Origin of the sequence: uncultured Sanguibacteroides sp., from assembly GCF_900543425.1 — a bacterium.
Lineage (GTDB): Bacteria > Bacteroidota > Bacteroidia > Bacteroidales > Marinifilaceae > Gabonibacter.
This window is the reverse complement of the sequence record NZ_UQRQ01000001.1, coordinates 159,605-173,802: the sequence shown is the minus strand read 5'-3', so window position 1 is coordinate 173,802 and position 14,198 is coordinate 159,605. Positions and strand designations below refer to the sequence as shown.

Annotated in this window: 14 protein-coding genes and 1 pseudogene; 6 read left to right on the top strand and 9 right to left on the bottom strand. The window is 39.8% G+C overall.

The annotated features are described in order from the left end of the window. Positions 1-34: 34 nt before the first annotated feature. The gene (locus QZR76_RS00645) at positions 35-904 is read right to left on the bottom strand and encodes a YwqG family protein (RefSeq protein ID WP_294139454.1); all 870 of its coding nucleotides are present in this window, start codon (positions 902-904) and stop codon (positions 35-37) included. 117 nt (positions 905-1,021) lie between these two features. Next, on the bottom strand, positions 1,022-1,468 hold the full coding sequence (locus QZR76_RS00640) for a GNAT family N-acetyltransferase (protein WP_294139453.1): 447 nt from the start codon (positions 1,466-1,468) through the stop codon (positions 1,022-1,024). Between the two features lie 318 nt (positions 1,469-1,786). On the opposite strand from QZR76_RS00640, the pseudogene queC reads away from it, so the two are divergent. From queC to QZR76_RS00625, 3 genes and pseudogenes are all read left to right on the top strand, one after another. Continuing rightward, positions 1,787-2,464 (top strand): annotated as a pseudogene (gene queC, locus QZR76_RS00635) (7-cyano-7-deazaguanine synthase QueC); the annotation flags it as partial. 16 nt (positions 2,465-2,480) lie between these two features. Beyond that, complete coding sequence (locus tag QZR76_RS00630; protein ID WP_294139452.1) at positions 2,481-3,017, top strand: 6-pyruvoyl tetrahydropterin synthase family protein; 537 nt, start codon at positions 2,481-2,483, stop codon at positions 3,015-3,017. 19 nt (positions 3,018-3,036) lie between these two features. Then, positions 3,037-3,852 (top strand): 7-carboxy-7-deazaguanine synthase QueE, encoded by an 816-nt coding sequence (locus QZR76_RS00625; RefSeq protein WP_294139451.1) that lies wholly within the window; start codon positions 3,037-3,039, stop codon positions 3,850-3,852. A gap of 8 nt (positions 3,853-3,860) precedes the next feature. Here QZR76_RS00625 and QZR76_RS00620 read toward each other — a convergent pair whose 3' ends face one another. Continuing rightward, positions 3,861-4,382, bottom strand: a complete 522-nt coding sequence (locus QZR76_RS00620) for a GNAT family N-acetyltransferase (RefSeq protein WP_294139450.1) — start codon at positions 4,380-4,382, stop codon at positions 3,861-3,863. A 4-nt stretch (positions 4,383-4,386) separates the two neighbouring features. Beyond that, on the bottom strand, positions 4,387-6,288 hold the full coding sequence (locus QZR76_RS00615; protein WP_294139449.1) for an ATP-dependent DNA helicase RecQ: 1,902 nt from the start codon (positions 6,286-6,288) through the stop codon (positions 4,387-4,389). A gap of 137 nt (positions 6,289-6,425) precedes the next feature. Between QZR76_RS00615 and QZR76_RS00610 the strand changes: the two genes are divergently transcribed. The 3 genes from QZR76_RS00610 to QZR76_RS00600 all read left to right on the top strand — a co-directional run bounded on the left by QZR76_RS00610 (position 6,426) and on the right by QZR76_RS00600 (position 10,307). Continuing rightward, positions 6,426-7,268: a peptidyl-prolyl cis-trans isomerase gene (locus QZR76_RS00610; RefSeq protein WP_294139448.1), complete on the top strand. Its 843-nt coding sequence runs from the start codon at positions 6,426-6,428 to the stop codon at positions 7,266-7,268. A gap of 91 nt (positions 7,269-7,359) precedes the next feature. Next, the gene (locus QZR76_RS00605; protein WP_294139447.1) at positions 7,360-8,694 is read left to right on the top strand and encodes a peptidylprolyl isomerase; all 1,335 of its coding nucleotides are present in this window, start codon (positions 7,360-7,362) and stop codon (positions 8,692-8,694) included. 20 nt (positions 8,695-8,714) lie between these two features. Next, a complete protein-coding gene (locus QZR76_RS00600) occupies positions 8,715-10,307 on the top strand; it encodes an OstA-like protein (protein WP_294139446.1) in 1,593 nt (530 codons plus the stop codon). Positions 10,308-10,309: 2 nt separating this feature from the next. Here QZR76_RS00600 and QZR76_RS00595 read toward each other — a convergent pair whose 3' ends face one another. From QZR76_RS00595 to QZR76_RS00575, 5 genes are all read right to left on the bottom strand, one after another. Then, the gene (locus QZR76_RS00595; RefSeq protein ID WP_294139445.1) at positions 10,310-11,221 is read right to left on the bottom strand and encodes a FimB/Mfa2 family fimbrial subunit; all 912 of its coding nucleotides are present in this window, start codon (positions 11,219-11,221) and stop codon (positions 10,310-10,312) included. Beyond that, the gene (locus QZR76_RS00590; protein WP_294139444.1) at positions 11,205-12,047 is read right to left on the bottom strand and encodes a hypothetical protein; all 843 of its coding nucleotides are present in this window, start codon (positions 12,045-12,047) and stop codon (positions 11,205-11,207) included. Before QZR76_RS00590 ends, QZR76_RS00595 begins: the two co-directional genes overlap by 17 nt. Before the next feature lie 101 nt (positions 12,048-12,148). Beyond that, entirely contained in the window at positions 12,149-12,778 is a 630-nt protein-coding gene (locus tag QZR76_RS00585; RefSeq protein ID WP_294139443.1) for a thiamine diphosphokinase, read from the bottom strand. Next, positions 12,762-13,349, bottom strand: a complete 588-nt coding sequence (gene pnuC / locus QZR76_RS00580; protein WP_294139442.1) for a nicotinamide riboside transporter PnuC — start codon at positions 13,347-13,349, stop codon at positions 12,762-12,764. The genes QZR76_RS00585 and pnuC overlap by 17 nt, the downstream gene beginning before the upstream one ends. A gap of 285 nt (positions 13,350-13,634) precedes the next feature. Continuing rightward, positions 13,635-14,189, bottom strand: a complete 555-nt coding sequence (locus QZR76_RS00575; RefSeq protein WP_294139441.1) for a hypothetical protein — start codon at positions 14,187-14,189, stop codon at positions 13,635-13,637. Positions 14,190-14,198: the final 9 nt, after the last annotated feature.

Genomic DNA, 14,198 nt, shown 5'->3' with positions numbered 1-14,198 from the left:
ACCCCGGAAATGATACCATTTCCGGGGTACTTTTTTAATAACAATCCCAATTATATAAAACATTAGAAAAATCATGTCCGGCCAAATCTTCAGGTTTTATGAAGAAATGACAAACCCCCGAATCTCCCCAAAGAATCGAATAATCTTTTGTTTTTTCCGAATCCAATTGAAACAACAATACGGTATGTCCTTGTAAATTTTCATGGTATTCTCGAGGATCTATTTGCGTGAACATCGGGTAACCGCCAATGTGATGCCCGCCACCTTCCAACTGATCGTATACTCCATCCGTAATCTCTTCGGATATCCGCTCTAAAGAAGAGACACGGTTGGCGGGATGGACTTCATTATAAGCCTCCAAGACTAATTTATCAAAACGAAAATCTCCGCCCCCCATAGGCATCTCGCTTAACTCAAAATTTAATTTCAACTCATCGGATACCGGAAACATTTCTTTATTCTCTTTCCCCTCATTTGAAGGAAGTGCAGAAATCAACTCCGCTTCTTTATCGACCTTTTCATGATAAATAACCCGAAATCCTTTTTGAAGGGTCAACTCCTCAAAGTTTAACCCGTACATTCCTCCGTCACTAATATAAAATTGCAACATTCCCGTCGTGGGAAAACCTTCTAACGGAGGCATCTCTTCAAAATTGACCTGGGCTAAAAGGCGTAAAGGCCTCTCCTGTTCCTCTTCCAACGACTCTGTCGGATATGGAAAATCTATAGGCAAATAAGGCATACCACCGATTTTACTATTATACAAAGTACACTTCTCCTTAGCCGGATGCATTTTTATACAAGGGATACTTGTCTTCTCCCGAATAACACTCACTATTTTGTCGGCAGGAGTTTCTACCTTAACACGCTCTCCATTACCAAATAACTTATTGAATATACCCATGAGTTTATTAGTTCTTAGTAAAACACATATACATTGTACAAATATAACCGATTGAATTTATTTTTCCCACTTATTCCATAAAACTCAAACTAAATACAAAAGAATAACGAATAACCTTCAAAACAGCCTTTTCCTTAAATAATACATATCAACACATTGTTTCCCGTCCTCCCATATAGGTTCCGAATAGTTGTCGACAAAAAAATTTTTGATCGTATGATCGTATTCAAAACCGTTTCTCTCGTAATACCCTACTCCCGACTCACTCGTTCCAACCCACAACCATTCGAATCGGTTTCGATAATACTCCGATAAGTAATCCAACAGATAACCTCCGTACCCTTGACATCGGTACTCGGAATAAACTGCCAGATTCTTGATCTCTCCTTTCCGGTCCACAACGACTTCTCCGACGACCATTTCTCTCAATAACAATACAAACATATCTCCCTCTTCGATATAACGATCGATCATCTCCTCCGAAGGATCCGCATCCAACAACAAATCCAAATAACGTTTCCTGTCGAAAGCCACTCGTCTTACTTCTACATTTGTCCTATCCATACTCATATTACATTTCAGACAAATATATCCTATTTTAACGAATGAAAAAACAATTATTTTACTTTTGCCCACTTCACCGCATCGGCAAATACTTTTTGATCATATACTACTTACACAAAAGAAAGATCTACGATTAGAAAAAAATGACTGCAATTACAACAATATCAGTCATTAATTAAATATCTTACGACAAGATTATGTCACAATATTAAAAACTCATTGACTCGCCGTTATTTTTCTCCCTGTACAGCCTACTATGAATAACCTTGTCAAGCAAAATATTTTCACTACTTTTGTAAAACAAAACAAGAAGTAGAAGACATTATGAAGAAAGCGATTGTTTTATTATCGGGAGGATTGGATTCGACGACTGCAGTTTATCTGGCAAAACACCAGGGATTCGACGAACTGTATGCTATAACCTTCCTATACGGTCAAAAACACGATAAGGAATTACTTTCCGCCAAGGCCGTGGCAAAAGCCGTCGACGTGAAAGAGCATAAAATCGTCGAGTTGCTGCTGAATCAATGGGACGGTTGTTCGCTTACCGACGAAAAACTGGAGGTTGCAGATGGAAATATAGAACGGACTGATATTCCGGCTACTTACGTTCCGGCCCGCAATATGGTATTTTTGTCCGTTGCCGCTTCTTACGCGGATGCCTTGGGTGTTACCGATATTTTTATCGGAGTTAGCGAAGTGGATTATTCCGGTTATGTGGATTGTCGGGAAGAATTTATCAAAGCTATGGAAAACGCCATAAACCTGGGAACGGTATTAGGTGCGGAAAAGAAACGCCATATAACCCTTCACGCCCCCTTTATGCATATGACCAAAGCCGAAGAGATTCGTTTAGGAACCACTTTAGGAGTAGATTACGGTCTGACGTGGAGTTGCTACCGGGGAGGAAACCAACCATGCGGGACATGCGACAGTTGCCTCTTACGGGCAAAAGCATTTGCCGAAGCCGGAATTGAAGATCCCACGATAAAATAACTCAAAAAATGACAACATGTTAATTCGTAAATTGTTTAAATTCGAAGGAGCTCATATCGTGCGGAACTGTTCGTCGCAACGATGCAGAGAAAACATTCACGGGCACTCCTATATCGTGGAAGTATTCATTACCTCCGATAAGCTGGATAAAGGATATATGGTCATGGATTTCGTACTACTGGATAAGGTAAAAGAACTGATCGACAGCTTCGATCACTCTTATTCGCTTTGGAAGCAAGAGGAAGAAGATTTAAAGCAATTCGTATACCGTTATAACCGACGAGTGGCAGAGATTCCCGTATCCCCCTCTGCCGAAGGTTATGCCTTACTCTTTTTATTCCTGATCGACAAAATACTGCAACACACGGAACACAAAAACGGAGAAGGAAACGTACGGTTAAATTCCGTACGGGTACATGAAACGGCGACCGGTTATGCCGAAGCATTCCGGGAAGATCTCTTGTTGGTCGATTTTACCCTAAAAGATATTTGTTTCTCCGAAGCCATTCAGGAAGAATGGAAGGACGATCTGTGGTGGAAAGCATTGAACTAAAACGACTCATTCAACCATTATGCTTATTCAACTGGCAAAAGACGGTATCTTCCCTATCACCCGAGATAAAGCGGGTAATCCATTGGAAAAACTTCCGGCTTCCGGCTTCACTTTTCCGGGAACCATTCAAGGTGAAGGAAAGTTGAATGGCATACCTTCATTATTTATCCGGTTAGCGGGATGCAACCTACATTGTTGCTGGCAAACTCCGGAAGGGGTTGTTGAATGCGACACGGCTTATGCCGCTTTTAAGATCAAGGATAGTTTCCGACTTCCTATCGCAGATATCGTTCAGATCGTCAAACACAATCGGGAAAATATCCGTCATATCGTCATCACGGGCGGAGAACCCTTCCTTCAAGCCGAAGGAGTGACGCTACTTTGCCGGAAGTTGAAACAGGAAGCTCCGCTCCACATTACCGTTGAAACAAACGGGACCCTTTTCGATAAGGCTTGTGCCGCTGAAATCGATTTTTTCAGTATCTCTCCCAAATTAACCGGCTCCATTCCTCCTTCGCCATACGATCATCAGCACGATGCCACCCGGATAAACCTGAAAAACATCCAATCGTTCATTACTCATGCCCGTGAAAACGAGAAGGATTTTCAACTCAAATTTGTTTACTCCGCCGAACAGGATATAGAGGAAATAAAAGAGTTGTTGACCCAACTCACGGATTGGCAAAACGAAGACATCTTATTGATGCCCATGGGAGCGACTCCTCAGGAGTTAGAACGTACTATACCCAAGACATTGGAGCATTGCATCCGTTACGGATGGCGCTACTGCGACCGTCTCCATATCTCTCTTTTCGGTAACAGACAAGGGGTATAAAAATCTTATTACTGATTAGTAGCACGATATATCAAATGAGGCATCACTTTACCATTTACCATCTTATTATACTCACCGGCCATTTTCATACCGATCCTTTCCGCCACGGTACGAGACGATAAGTTTTCAGGACGAATGTCAGCGATCACAGACGAAGCGCCAAGAACACGGAAAGCATATTCCATACAAGCCTTTGCTCCCTCCGTGGCATATCCTTTACCCCAATGTTTTTTACACAGTATATAACCGATACCGATATATTCGTTTCCTTCTATCTCTTCCCGCAACAAACCAATTTGTCCGATTACTTCGCACAATTGCTTATCCCACGCCAAAAAATAAGCGTATCCGCATTTTTCATAACTCTCGTTCATCCGTCTGATCCACGCGTACACCTGTTCGTCGGTAAAGATATACTCCCACGCGTACATAACTTCCCGATCCTGTAACATGGTAGACAAAACGGAAAAATCCTTTACGGACATCTTTCGGAGAATCAACCGTTCTGTCTCTAAAAAAGCGCCTTTCATCCCTTTATTTTTTTATACCCAAATCAGTACGCGTAACATAATAAATAATACCCTCGTCCAGCAAAAAACGAATACGGGCAATGACAGAATCCCGATCATCGGATACGGAACAAACCAATTTTTTTATATCCATATTTCCCGTGGAAAGTTTAGCAAGAATTTCTCTGTCGATTTTCTCCTTTCCCGGTTTCTCTGATTTCTTTTTTCTATCTATGCACACATCACATATCCCGCACCTTTCATGTTCTTTCTGTCCGAAATAATCCATCAAATACAATTGTCGGCAGGTCCCTTCTAATTCGATATATCCCAACATAGCTCCCACTTTTTTCTGATAAGCCTGTTTTCTAAGTTCATATACTTCACGACCGATCGACAAATAAGACAAAGGCATACGAGGCTGATGATACAAAATATAAGGCCTGCTGTTTCCCGGAACGTAACGGATAATTTTTTGTTTAGCCAAAACGATAAAAGACTGATAAAGTCTATACCTGTCCACATTCAATTCCCTTGCAATATACTCTTCATCCACGTATACGTCCTGCACAAATATACCCGCGTAACTTCGCATCAACACGACCATCAAACGCTCCAATAACTCATCTCCCAAATCCACGTCATACAACTGATCACGTAATATTAAAAATCTTACCCTGGAACGAGAGTTGATATCCGTCGTACATTCCACGTATCCCGCCACACTCAAAATACCGATGGACGAGAGCACTTTTACCTGATCCAGCTCAAAACAGGAAGCGAAATGGTCCGGATCGAATTCGAATACCCGTCCGGCCCCCTCTCCTTCCCCCAATTGAAAATGATTTCCCAAAGCTTCATATACCCGTTTCACGTAATCTTTTTCCGGAAACTCTTTTTCCACACGATTTTTTAAAGCCGTCAAAGAAGCATTGTTATATAATAAAACGGCATACGCCCGTTGCCCATCACGACCTGCCCGCCCGGCCTCCTGAAAATAAGCTTCTGGAGCATCCGGTATATCATAATGCACGACTACCCTGACATCTGCCTTGTCGATCCCCATCCCAAAAGCATTCGTGGCGACAATCACGGGAACCTCTCCCGTTTTCCAAGCCTCCTGTTTCCTTTCCCGCTGCAAGGCTGACATCCCGGCATGGTAATGATCAGCCCGTATACCCGATTTCTGTAAAAAATCAGCCAACTCCTCTGCCTTTTTACGTTTACGTACATAGACAATAGCCGGAGCATTCATCCGGGAAAGAATCATCCGTAACTCACCGGCCTTATCTTCTACTTTCCGGACGACATAAGATAAATTATCCCGGCGGAAACTTTTCGACAACACGTGAGGTGTCTTAAATTTTAATTGTTCCTGAATATCCTTAACGACTTCTGGAGTAGCCGTAGCCGTCAATGCCAGTACTACGACGTGGGGAAAAAAATCCCGAATTTCAGCAATACGCAAATAAGAAGGACGGAAATCGTATCCCCATTGAGAAATACAATGTGCCTCGTCCACAGCAATCAAAGACAAAGGCATCTCCCTCAATTTCATCCGAAAATGTTCGGAAGTCAATCGTTCCGGAGAAACATACAGGAATTTAACTCCTTTGTAAATACACTTGTTGATCACGGATGCAATTTCGTCCGCATCCATTCCCATATGTATGGCTTCAGCAGCGATACCCCGACTTCTCAAATCTTCCACCTGATCCTTCATCAAAGCGATCAACGGTGTCACGACCAGACAAATACCATCAAGAGCCATACCCGATACCTGATAGGTCAAGGACTTTCCTCCTCCGGTAGGCATCAACGCAAGTGTATCCTTCCCCTCTAAAACGGACAGAATAATCTCTTTCTGCAAGGAACGGAATTCACCATATCCCCAATACTCTTTCAATATATCCTCGATCTTCATCATCTTTTATCGGATTTCCCCACAAACGTACAAAATAAGTCGCTTCTAAAAAATTACTACTCTTATTTTCAACTTTCATCCGTAAAAAGATTTATTTAAAACGGTTTTTTACTATTTTCGCCCAACTATTTAACAACAACATGAAATCAATATTTATACTCGTATTCTTCACTCTATTTCTAAGCGGATGCGGTAACAAAATCAATCCGAATGATATTCCGGTAGCCAAAGTATTGGACAAATACCTACTTCTCTCCGAAGTAAATGAAATAATTCCGACGGGTACGTCCAAAGCAGACAGTACGTTGATAGCACAAAAATACGTGAGGAACTGGATTACAAAAGAATTACTACTAAATAAGGCTTTACAGAATCTTTCCGATAAAGAAAAAGATATTCGCAAACAAGTAGAAGAATACTCTTCCTCTATTTTGATCTATAAATACAAGGAAAAATTGATATCCCAAAAATTAGAGGCTCAAATCCGTCAATCAGAAATAGACGAATATTATGAAAAAAATAAATACAATTTTGTATTGAGAACTCCTGTTGTCAGAGCTCAATTAATCATTATTCCGAAATCGGCATCTAACATTAATAATGTCCGGAAATGGATCCGCTCCAACGAAGCAAACGACCAAGCAGCTTTAGAAGAGTATTGCATCACCAATGCCAAAAAGTATGATAACTTCAATGACAAATGGATAGAATTAAGATATTTATTAAATATTCTACCCATTACTCAAGAAGATTGGGAAAAGAAATACAAAAACAAAGAATACATAGAAATAGAAGATGATGAAAATTATTTTTTCTTGAAAATCAAGGAAATTTTAAATGAACACGATACTGCCCCGGCAGATTACGTGAAGCAGGAAATTGAAATCATTTTACGTAATAAGAAGAAAATGAACTTCGAAGATAATTTGGAAAAACAGATCAATGAAGAGGGAATAGAAAAAAATTACGTCAAAATATATTGAAATCGTAGAAAATAGACGGATTATTCCGTGTTTTTGAATAAAAAGTATTAGTTTAGAGCGTTTTTTATTGAAATAACTTTACAAATAAATTATGAGATATTTAGTACTACTTACGTTATCATTCTTTATAAGCTACGCCTCGGCGCAAAATAATGTAATTGACAAGATTGTGGCTGTCGTGGGAGAAGAAATCATATTAAAATCGGAAATTGAAAATCAATTGATGCAATTAAGAAGTGAAAATATACTCGATCCGCAAGTCGATTATAAAACCCAGGTACTGGAACAACTTCTGGTAAATAAATTATTATTGGCACAGGCAAAAGTAGACAGTATTGTCGTAACAGATGAGGATGTGGAGCGACTACTAAATGCCAGAATAGACAACATTATCAGTCAAATCGGTTCTCAGGCAAGAATGGAGAGTTATTTCGGAAAATCAATGGAAGAACTCAAAAACGAAATGCGAATTGTTGTAAAAGAGGGAGAAATCACATCGGAAATGCAACAAAAAATCGTAAAAGACGTGAGAGTTACTCCTTCTGAAGTTCGCTACTACTACAAAAAATTAAATAAAGACAGTATAAGAGATGTCGGAGCTCAATATGAAATTCAACAAATTGTAATTCGTCCTAAAATCAGCGATTCGGAAAAAGAGAGGATTAGAAACCAATTAAGAGAATTCCGGGATGAGGTTTTAAGCGGAAAACAATCTTTTACCGTTTTGGCCGGACTGTATTCGCAAGATCCGGTATCAGCTGCCAAGGGAGGAGAATTAGGATATATCGCAAAAAGTCAATTGGCCCCTGAATTTGCAGAAGCAGCCTTCGCCTTAAAACCGGGGAAACTGTCTAAAATCGTAGAAACAGAATATGGATTCCATCTCATACAGGGAATAGACAGACAAGGAGACAAAGTAAACGTACGTCATATTTTGTTACGCCCGCGTGTGGAAGAAAGCCAACGTCAGGAAGCTATCCAGAGAATGGATTCTATTGTAAAGTATATCCAAAGAGATAGTGTGCCTTTTGAATATGTAGCCGAAATGAGTTCCGATGATAAGAATACAAGAAATAATTACGGGTTAATCGTGGATGAAGAAGCCAATCCTAAACTTCCTCTGGAGAAAATTAAAGGAGAGATGGCCAAACAGGTAAAAAATCTTCAAGTAGGAGAAATCTCAGACCCTTTCTGGGATCAATCCGGTCCTATCGAAGAGTATAAAATTATAAAAATCAAGGCTTACTATCCTACTCATAAAGCCAATTTACAAGACGACTGGAGCTTTTTTGAGAATAATTTATTAATAGAGAAACGGCAAGAAGCTTTTCAGAAATGGATTAAAGAAAAACAAGAAAGTACTTATATACATATTGACGATGAGTACAAGAACGCCAAATTTAATTTTGATGGCTGGATAAAATAAATTTCTAAAGGAATAAGGTTATGTTTCAATCATCAATCGTAAACAAAATGCTACGTGTCTGGGGAATCATATTGTGCATCTGTCTGGGAGGATTCGCGGGAAGTGTTTCTGCACAAAATAAAAAACCGGCAAAGATTGATATAAAACATGCCGACAACCTGAAGATCGATAACCTGAAAAAAATAAATAAATTTATTGGTAATGTTCATATGGCTCATGAAAATATGCTTATGTGGTGCGATAGTCTTTACCAATATCCCGACAGTAACTACATTGAAGCCTTTGGTCATGTAAGGGCTATACAAAACGATAGCATACACCTGGCAGGTGATTACATGCATTATGATGGTAACACGAAAATGGTGAAAATCAGAAATAATGTTTCTTTAAGGGATCCCAAGATCACATTAACGACCAACTTTCTGGATTACGATGGTTTGTTTGAAATAGGCTATTATTTTAACGGCGGACAAATAAAAGATAGTGTAACGGTTCTAACCAGTAAGTTAGGAAACTACTTTACCAAAACAAAACTGGCTTATTTTAAAGACAGCGTACGAGTAGATGCTCCCGATTATATTATTCATTCGGATACTCTAAAATACCAAACGGAGACGAAAATCGTCTCCATATTAGGACCTACGAATATATACGGAAAGAGCGAAGAGGGTACCACTTTATATTCAGAGGATGGATGGTACAACACGTTAACAGGGCATGCCGAACTTTATAAAAATAATCACATCACCTACCTCTCCTATGGAGGAACAGCCAAAACCATGGTAATCGACAGCATTACGCAAGAGGCTCTTTTAATAGACGATGTGGTACTTACCGATACAATTAACGATATTATTGTAAAAGGGAATTACGGAATGGTCAACCAAAAAAGTAACGACGCCTTTGTTACCGATAGCGCTTTATTAATTCTAACGGGAAAACAGGACTCTTTATTTTTACACGGCGACACACTTTTTCTCAACAAAGATACATTAGGTAATAATATTTTAAAAGCCTATTACAAGGTCAGGTTCTATAGTAAAGACCTGCAAGGAGTAGGCGATTCCGTCGTCTATTTAACGGTCGATTCTCTGATTTCCATTTATAATCAGCCGGTGGTCTGGGCTTCCGGCAATCAAATGACGGGAGAAATCATATCTATTCTGACCGGAAAAGGAACCGTAAAAGAATTTTACCTGAAAAAACAAGCCATGATGATAGCCAGACGGGAAGAAACCGAAATGTTTGACCAGCTCAAGGGAAGGAACATGACCGGTTATTTTAAAGATAATGAGCTATATATGGTATACGTGGATGGGAACGGAGAGAGTATCTATTATCCGGACGACAAAGGAGTCATTATCGGAATGAACCGGGCTACCAGTTCGGACATACGTATCAAAATAAAAAATCGAAAGGTGACGGATATCATCTTTATAAACAAACCGGAAGGAGAACTGAATCCCCTGTTCCTTGTCGACCCGGAAGAAGCCAGACTCAAAGGTTTCCAATGGTTGAAGTACCTCCAACCCAAGGATAAATACGATATATTTAACTATCCGTTACCGGAAACAAAAGAACCAGTCATCGAGGAAGAAAAGGAAGATAATTAATCTTACTTTGAAGGAGTTAACGTGAAATCGGGTAAAAAGAAATCTTTACTATTATCTAAAATAAAATAGTGAATTGTCACATGAAAACTCAGAAAAGCTCCCATGTGATCGTCGATATCTCCTTTTACGACCGCATATTGATCCGGCATCAATACAACCGATGAAATGACCTCGGACTTCTCTTCTCCGGATTTTCCCACGAAAGTCAAACTCAAATCAGATTTTCCCACGGCTGTCGGGAAAGTAAGAAAGCTATAATTCATCGTATCTTTCCGATACACGTCGTTATTATCCATAACGTAACTACCAGAAAGAGTGGTATTTTCCGGAAAAACAGACCCGTCGATAGCTATCCTTGTCGCTATATTGTGCAAATCAAAACGGATACTGTCTATCGACTCGGGAACCCCGTATAGAACCACTCCCAAGCGACTTACCGCCCGTTTCAATTCTATCGGTATAGGATGTATTGTTTCGTCTGTCACCTTCAATAAGGTATTACCCAAAAAATAGACACTGTCCACTCCCCCTTCCGGCATAGTTAGAAACACATCCGACGGTTTTGTAACATAGGGTTGTAGCTCTCCTTTATAATTTTCACTTGCATTGGCAACAAAAAATAGTTTGTAATTTCCCCAACTCAAGCGTGTCGTAAACAACTTATTATCAGCTCCATCTTCCAATGCGTCTATTTCTCCTTTTCCGAGTGTTGCCAAAGTACGGTAATACACATACTCCCCTTCCCGAGACTTCCGGAAAGCATATATATTTAAAGAATAAATATTATCTTCAAAAACTTCGCCCCCCTCGACAGCCATTTTCAGAGTAATACCATTTCCCAACGGTAATGCATCGTGGTCCGTGTTACAAGCCAACAAAAACAACCCGACATAAAAACTAACGATGTACCTCATTGTATTCCCATTGTATTATATTATTTATATGATCATCCTTCCCGGTAAAAGTACTTTTGCTAATATTCGTCCCGAATGAGCAAGTAATATAGCTTCTGGAAATAGCAGAAAAAGGAGCCGATTTTCCCCGGTATACCAAAAGTCCTTCCCGATCGTAACATCTTACATCCAACGAAGTCATACCCAGAGATTCAACCGTTGGGAAACAGGCAAAACGAACCACATAAGTCGTATCTGCCTTCACATCATACAAAGACTGTATTAAATTCGGCTCTGTCAACTTTTGCCACAAAATATCATTCAGGTAAACACCTGCCCCCGTGTTCAACAGATCAACATCTATTTGATCCACTCCTGCCGGAACCCCCTTTATAGTCAATTCCACGTAAGAGGTAATTTCAAGCAAAGCCGAAGCTACCCATTCATCTTTTCCCACGTTAACCACTTGACGTCCCCAATAAATCATAGGATGTTCCTCCCCATTACTGTAATCCAATAAAATATTTTCTTGAGCGTAAGGAGGTAAAGCCACTATCCTTTTTGTAGATACATTTCCGTAAATCACCACAGAATAATAACCTGCCGGTAGCTCGAAAACAAAAGGGCGGGGCGTCTCCGAAATATTCCCTATTACCTCCCGATGGATCAACGTATCTTTTGTCAATCGTTTTCTGAAAAAAAAGACCTGGGCGCTGTCGATTTCTCCGTTCGAAACAATCGAAAACATTACATTTCCGTTCCCTTCCGATATAAGGGTAGTCGTCGACTCTGAACATCCCCAAAATAGGATTCCCGTCATCCATAATATCCAATAAACAGCTTTCATAATCCTTTTGGTTACTCGGATTATACCCTGAAAACTATTTACAGGTTACATAAAAAACAAATATTACTGCCTGTGGTTTCAAAATGAAATAACTTTTTCTATCACATTTGACGATAAACGATAAGCTTAGCCCCCTCCTCCAAGATAACAGAAAAGGTCTCCCCTAAAGCCTCGTTTAGAGTGGCCTCCCACCAGTACAAAAGTCTTCGCTTCCGGATAGGATAACGCAAACCGGAGGTCGAAATAATGCCATGAGGATATAAAGAAAAGAGCGAAACCTGTTGCCCGGGACGACACGCCAATGTCGCATCTTTCAAAAGCGGCGTAAATAAACCGTAATCAGATAGTATTTCAATCCGGTCAAAATCAGGAGCATATTGCATTAATAGGGAGATATTTCCCAATGTATGATCTTCACGTAACCCCGTGGCTCCCAATATCAGTACCTCCCGGATTCCTTTCTCTCCTGCATAACGAACAGCTTTTGTCAAGTCATTGGTCTCCTGTTCCCTCACCTGATACAAACGATCGGCGTAACGGACAGAGAACTCTTCCGGTAAACTGTCCAGATCCCCCACGATCATATCCGGAACAATTCCATGTTGTTCCAGATGAACTACAGCCCCGTCACAGGCAATGACATACTCTGCCTGGCTTAATATCTTCAACGCTAACTCTCCGGAAGGAAATAAGCCGTTAGCAACAATTACACATTTATAATTTTCCATCATATAAAATTCCCTTTTTCCTCCAATTAATCCATCCTACAACAGCTAATACTCCATAGCAAATAAAAAGAAAACAAGTCGGATAAAGTCCCCGCTGGTAATAAAGATACACGGATACAAAATTAATAACGACCCAAAACCACCAATGTTCCAGTATCCGACGGGCAAGCATCCACGTCGCCGTAATACTCAATGCCGTTGTAAAAGCATCACCGGCCGGGACAGGAGAATCGGTATAATTAGCAAGTATTTGAAATAAAACCCCATACAATATTACTGTTACCGTTATAATCCCCAAGAATAGCTTCAGATTCAAATGACGATACAATATAGCAATCTCTTTCTCTTCTTCCCTGCTTCCGACTTTCTGCCATTGCCAGAAACCATATACACTCATACAAACATAGTAGACATTCAAACTCATGTCTGCATAAAACTTAGAAAAGAAAAAAACAAAGACATAGACAAAAGAGGTCAGGAACCCGACAACCCACATCGCCCGATGCTGTAAGATCTCCAGTATCAGGTATATAATCCCCGTTACGACACCAAAATATTCCAGAAAATGTTCCATTTCATTTTATTCTGCCTATCGGCAAAAGTACTTATTTTACCGGTGAAAAATTCCACGAAATAGAAAATTCTTATATATCAAAGAATCATCGGGACAAGGAAAAAAATACCATACAAATACAGTCCAGAGAATCGCCTAAATTAAAAAGAATACTTTGCCTCTCTTCGGTAGCCCCATTGCATAACTTCACAATAATAGCTGTGTAGGTTCTTACCATTCTCTATTTCATATTGACCGTAACCCGACAATAAGTTACCTTTATCCAACAAAAAGCAATCAAAGTCATCATGTTTTTTCCAAATAGTTCTTTAAAGTCTTATTAAGCTCCTGTAAATAATGCGGAATCTGGCCGATATAAGTTTCGGGAGGATTACTATAATTCTGATCGGTCAGTTCATTTAGTGGCAAAGTATACTTATTGATGATTTTTTTTCCATCCATCCTTTTGTAAGAAATTTCCAATTCGATTACATCTTCTATATTTCTCTCGCCGATATCTCCCCAGCTTTCAATATAATAGGTTACTTCATATTGTGGAGGAAAAGAGGAAACGCCCCTTTTGATGGCTCCGCATTCAGAAAGTAACAGAGACTCTTCTCCTAATCTTTTATAATCTTTCAATACTTTAAACCGAACCTCTTTTGCATACCCCTCCCCTATATTCTTTATATGCAATACCTCAACCATATGGGAATCCGTCGATTGAAGATAAGCCACAATAAAAGGTGTTATCTTTTGCTTACGGGTAGCCCGGCTTTCAAACCACATCATCAGGTTGATTACGGTATACAAGGCCGTACATATTGCAATCACGACCGATAGAACCACACTTATATCCATACCTAAATA

What these genes read in the sequence shown, in the direction of transcription:
- QZR76_RS00645 (WP_294139454.1), bottom strand. Translation starts at nt 904, where the DNA reads ATGGGTATATTCAATAAGTTATTTGGTAATGGAGAGCGTGTTAAGGTA.
- QZR76_RS00640 (WP_294139453.1), bottom strand. Translation starts at nt 1,468, where the DNA reads ATGGATAGGACAAATGTAGAAGTAAGACGAGTGGCTTTCGACAGGAAA.
- QZR76_RS00630 (WP_294139452.1), top strand. Translation starts at nt 2,481, where the DNA reads ATGTTAATTCGTAAATTGTTTAAATTCGAAGGAGCTCATATCGTGCGG.
- QZR76_RS00625 (WP_294139451.1), top strand. Translation starts at nt 3,037, where the DNA reads ATGCTTATTCAACTGGCAAAAGACGGTATCTTCCCTATCACCCGAGAT.
- QZR76_RS00620 (WP_294139450.1), bottom strand. Translation starts at nt 4,382, where the DNA reads ATGAAAGGCGCTTTTTTAGAGACAGAACGGTTGATTCTCCGAAAGATG.
- QZR76_RS00615 (WP_294139449.1), bottom strand. Translation starts at nt 6,288, where the DNA reads ATGATGAAGATCGAGGATATATTGAAAGAGTATTGGGGATATGGTGAA.
- QZR76_RS00610 (WP_294139448.1), top strand. Translation starts at nt 6,426, where the DNA reads ATGAAATCAATATTTATACTCGTATTCTTCACTCTATTTCTAAGCGGA.
- QZR76_RS00605 (WP_294139447.1), top strand. Translation starts at nt 7,360, where the DNA reads ATGAGATATTTAGTACTACTTACGTTATCATTCTTTATAAGCTACGCC.
- QZR76_RS00600 (WP_294139446.1), top strand. Translation starts at nt 8,715, where the DNA reads ATGTTTCAATCATCAATCGTAAACAAAATGCTACGTGTCTGGGGAATC.
- QZR76_RS00595 (WP_294139445.1), bottom strand. Translation starts at nt 11,221, where the DNA reads ATGAGGTACATCGTTAGTTTTTATGTCGGGTTGTTTTTGTTGGCTTGT.
- QZR76_RS00590 (WP_294139444.1), bottom strand. Translation starts at nt 12,047, where the DNA reads ATGAAAGCTGTTTATTGGATATTATGGATGACGGGAATCCTATTTTGG.
- QZR76_RS00585 (WP_294139443.1), bottom strand. Translation starts at nt 12,778, where the DNA reads ATGATGGAAAATTATAAATGTGTAATTGTTGCTAACGGCTTATTTCCT.
- pnuC (WP_294139442.1), bottom strand. Translation starts at nt 13,349, where the DNA reads ATGGAACATTTTCTGGAATATTTTGGTGTCGTAACGGGGATTATATAC.
- QZR76_RS00575 (WP_294139441.1), bottom strand. Translation starts at nt 14,189, where the DNA reads ATGGATATAAGTGTGGTTCTATCGGTCGTGATTGCAATATGTACGGCC.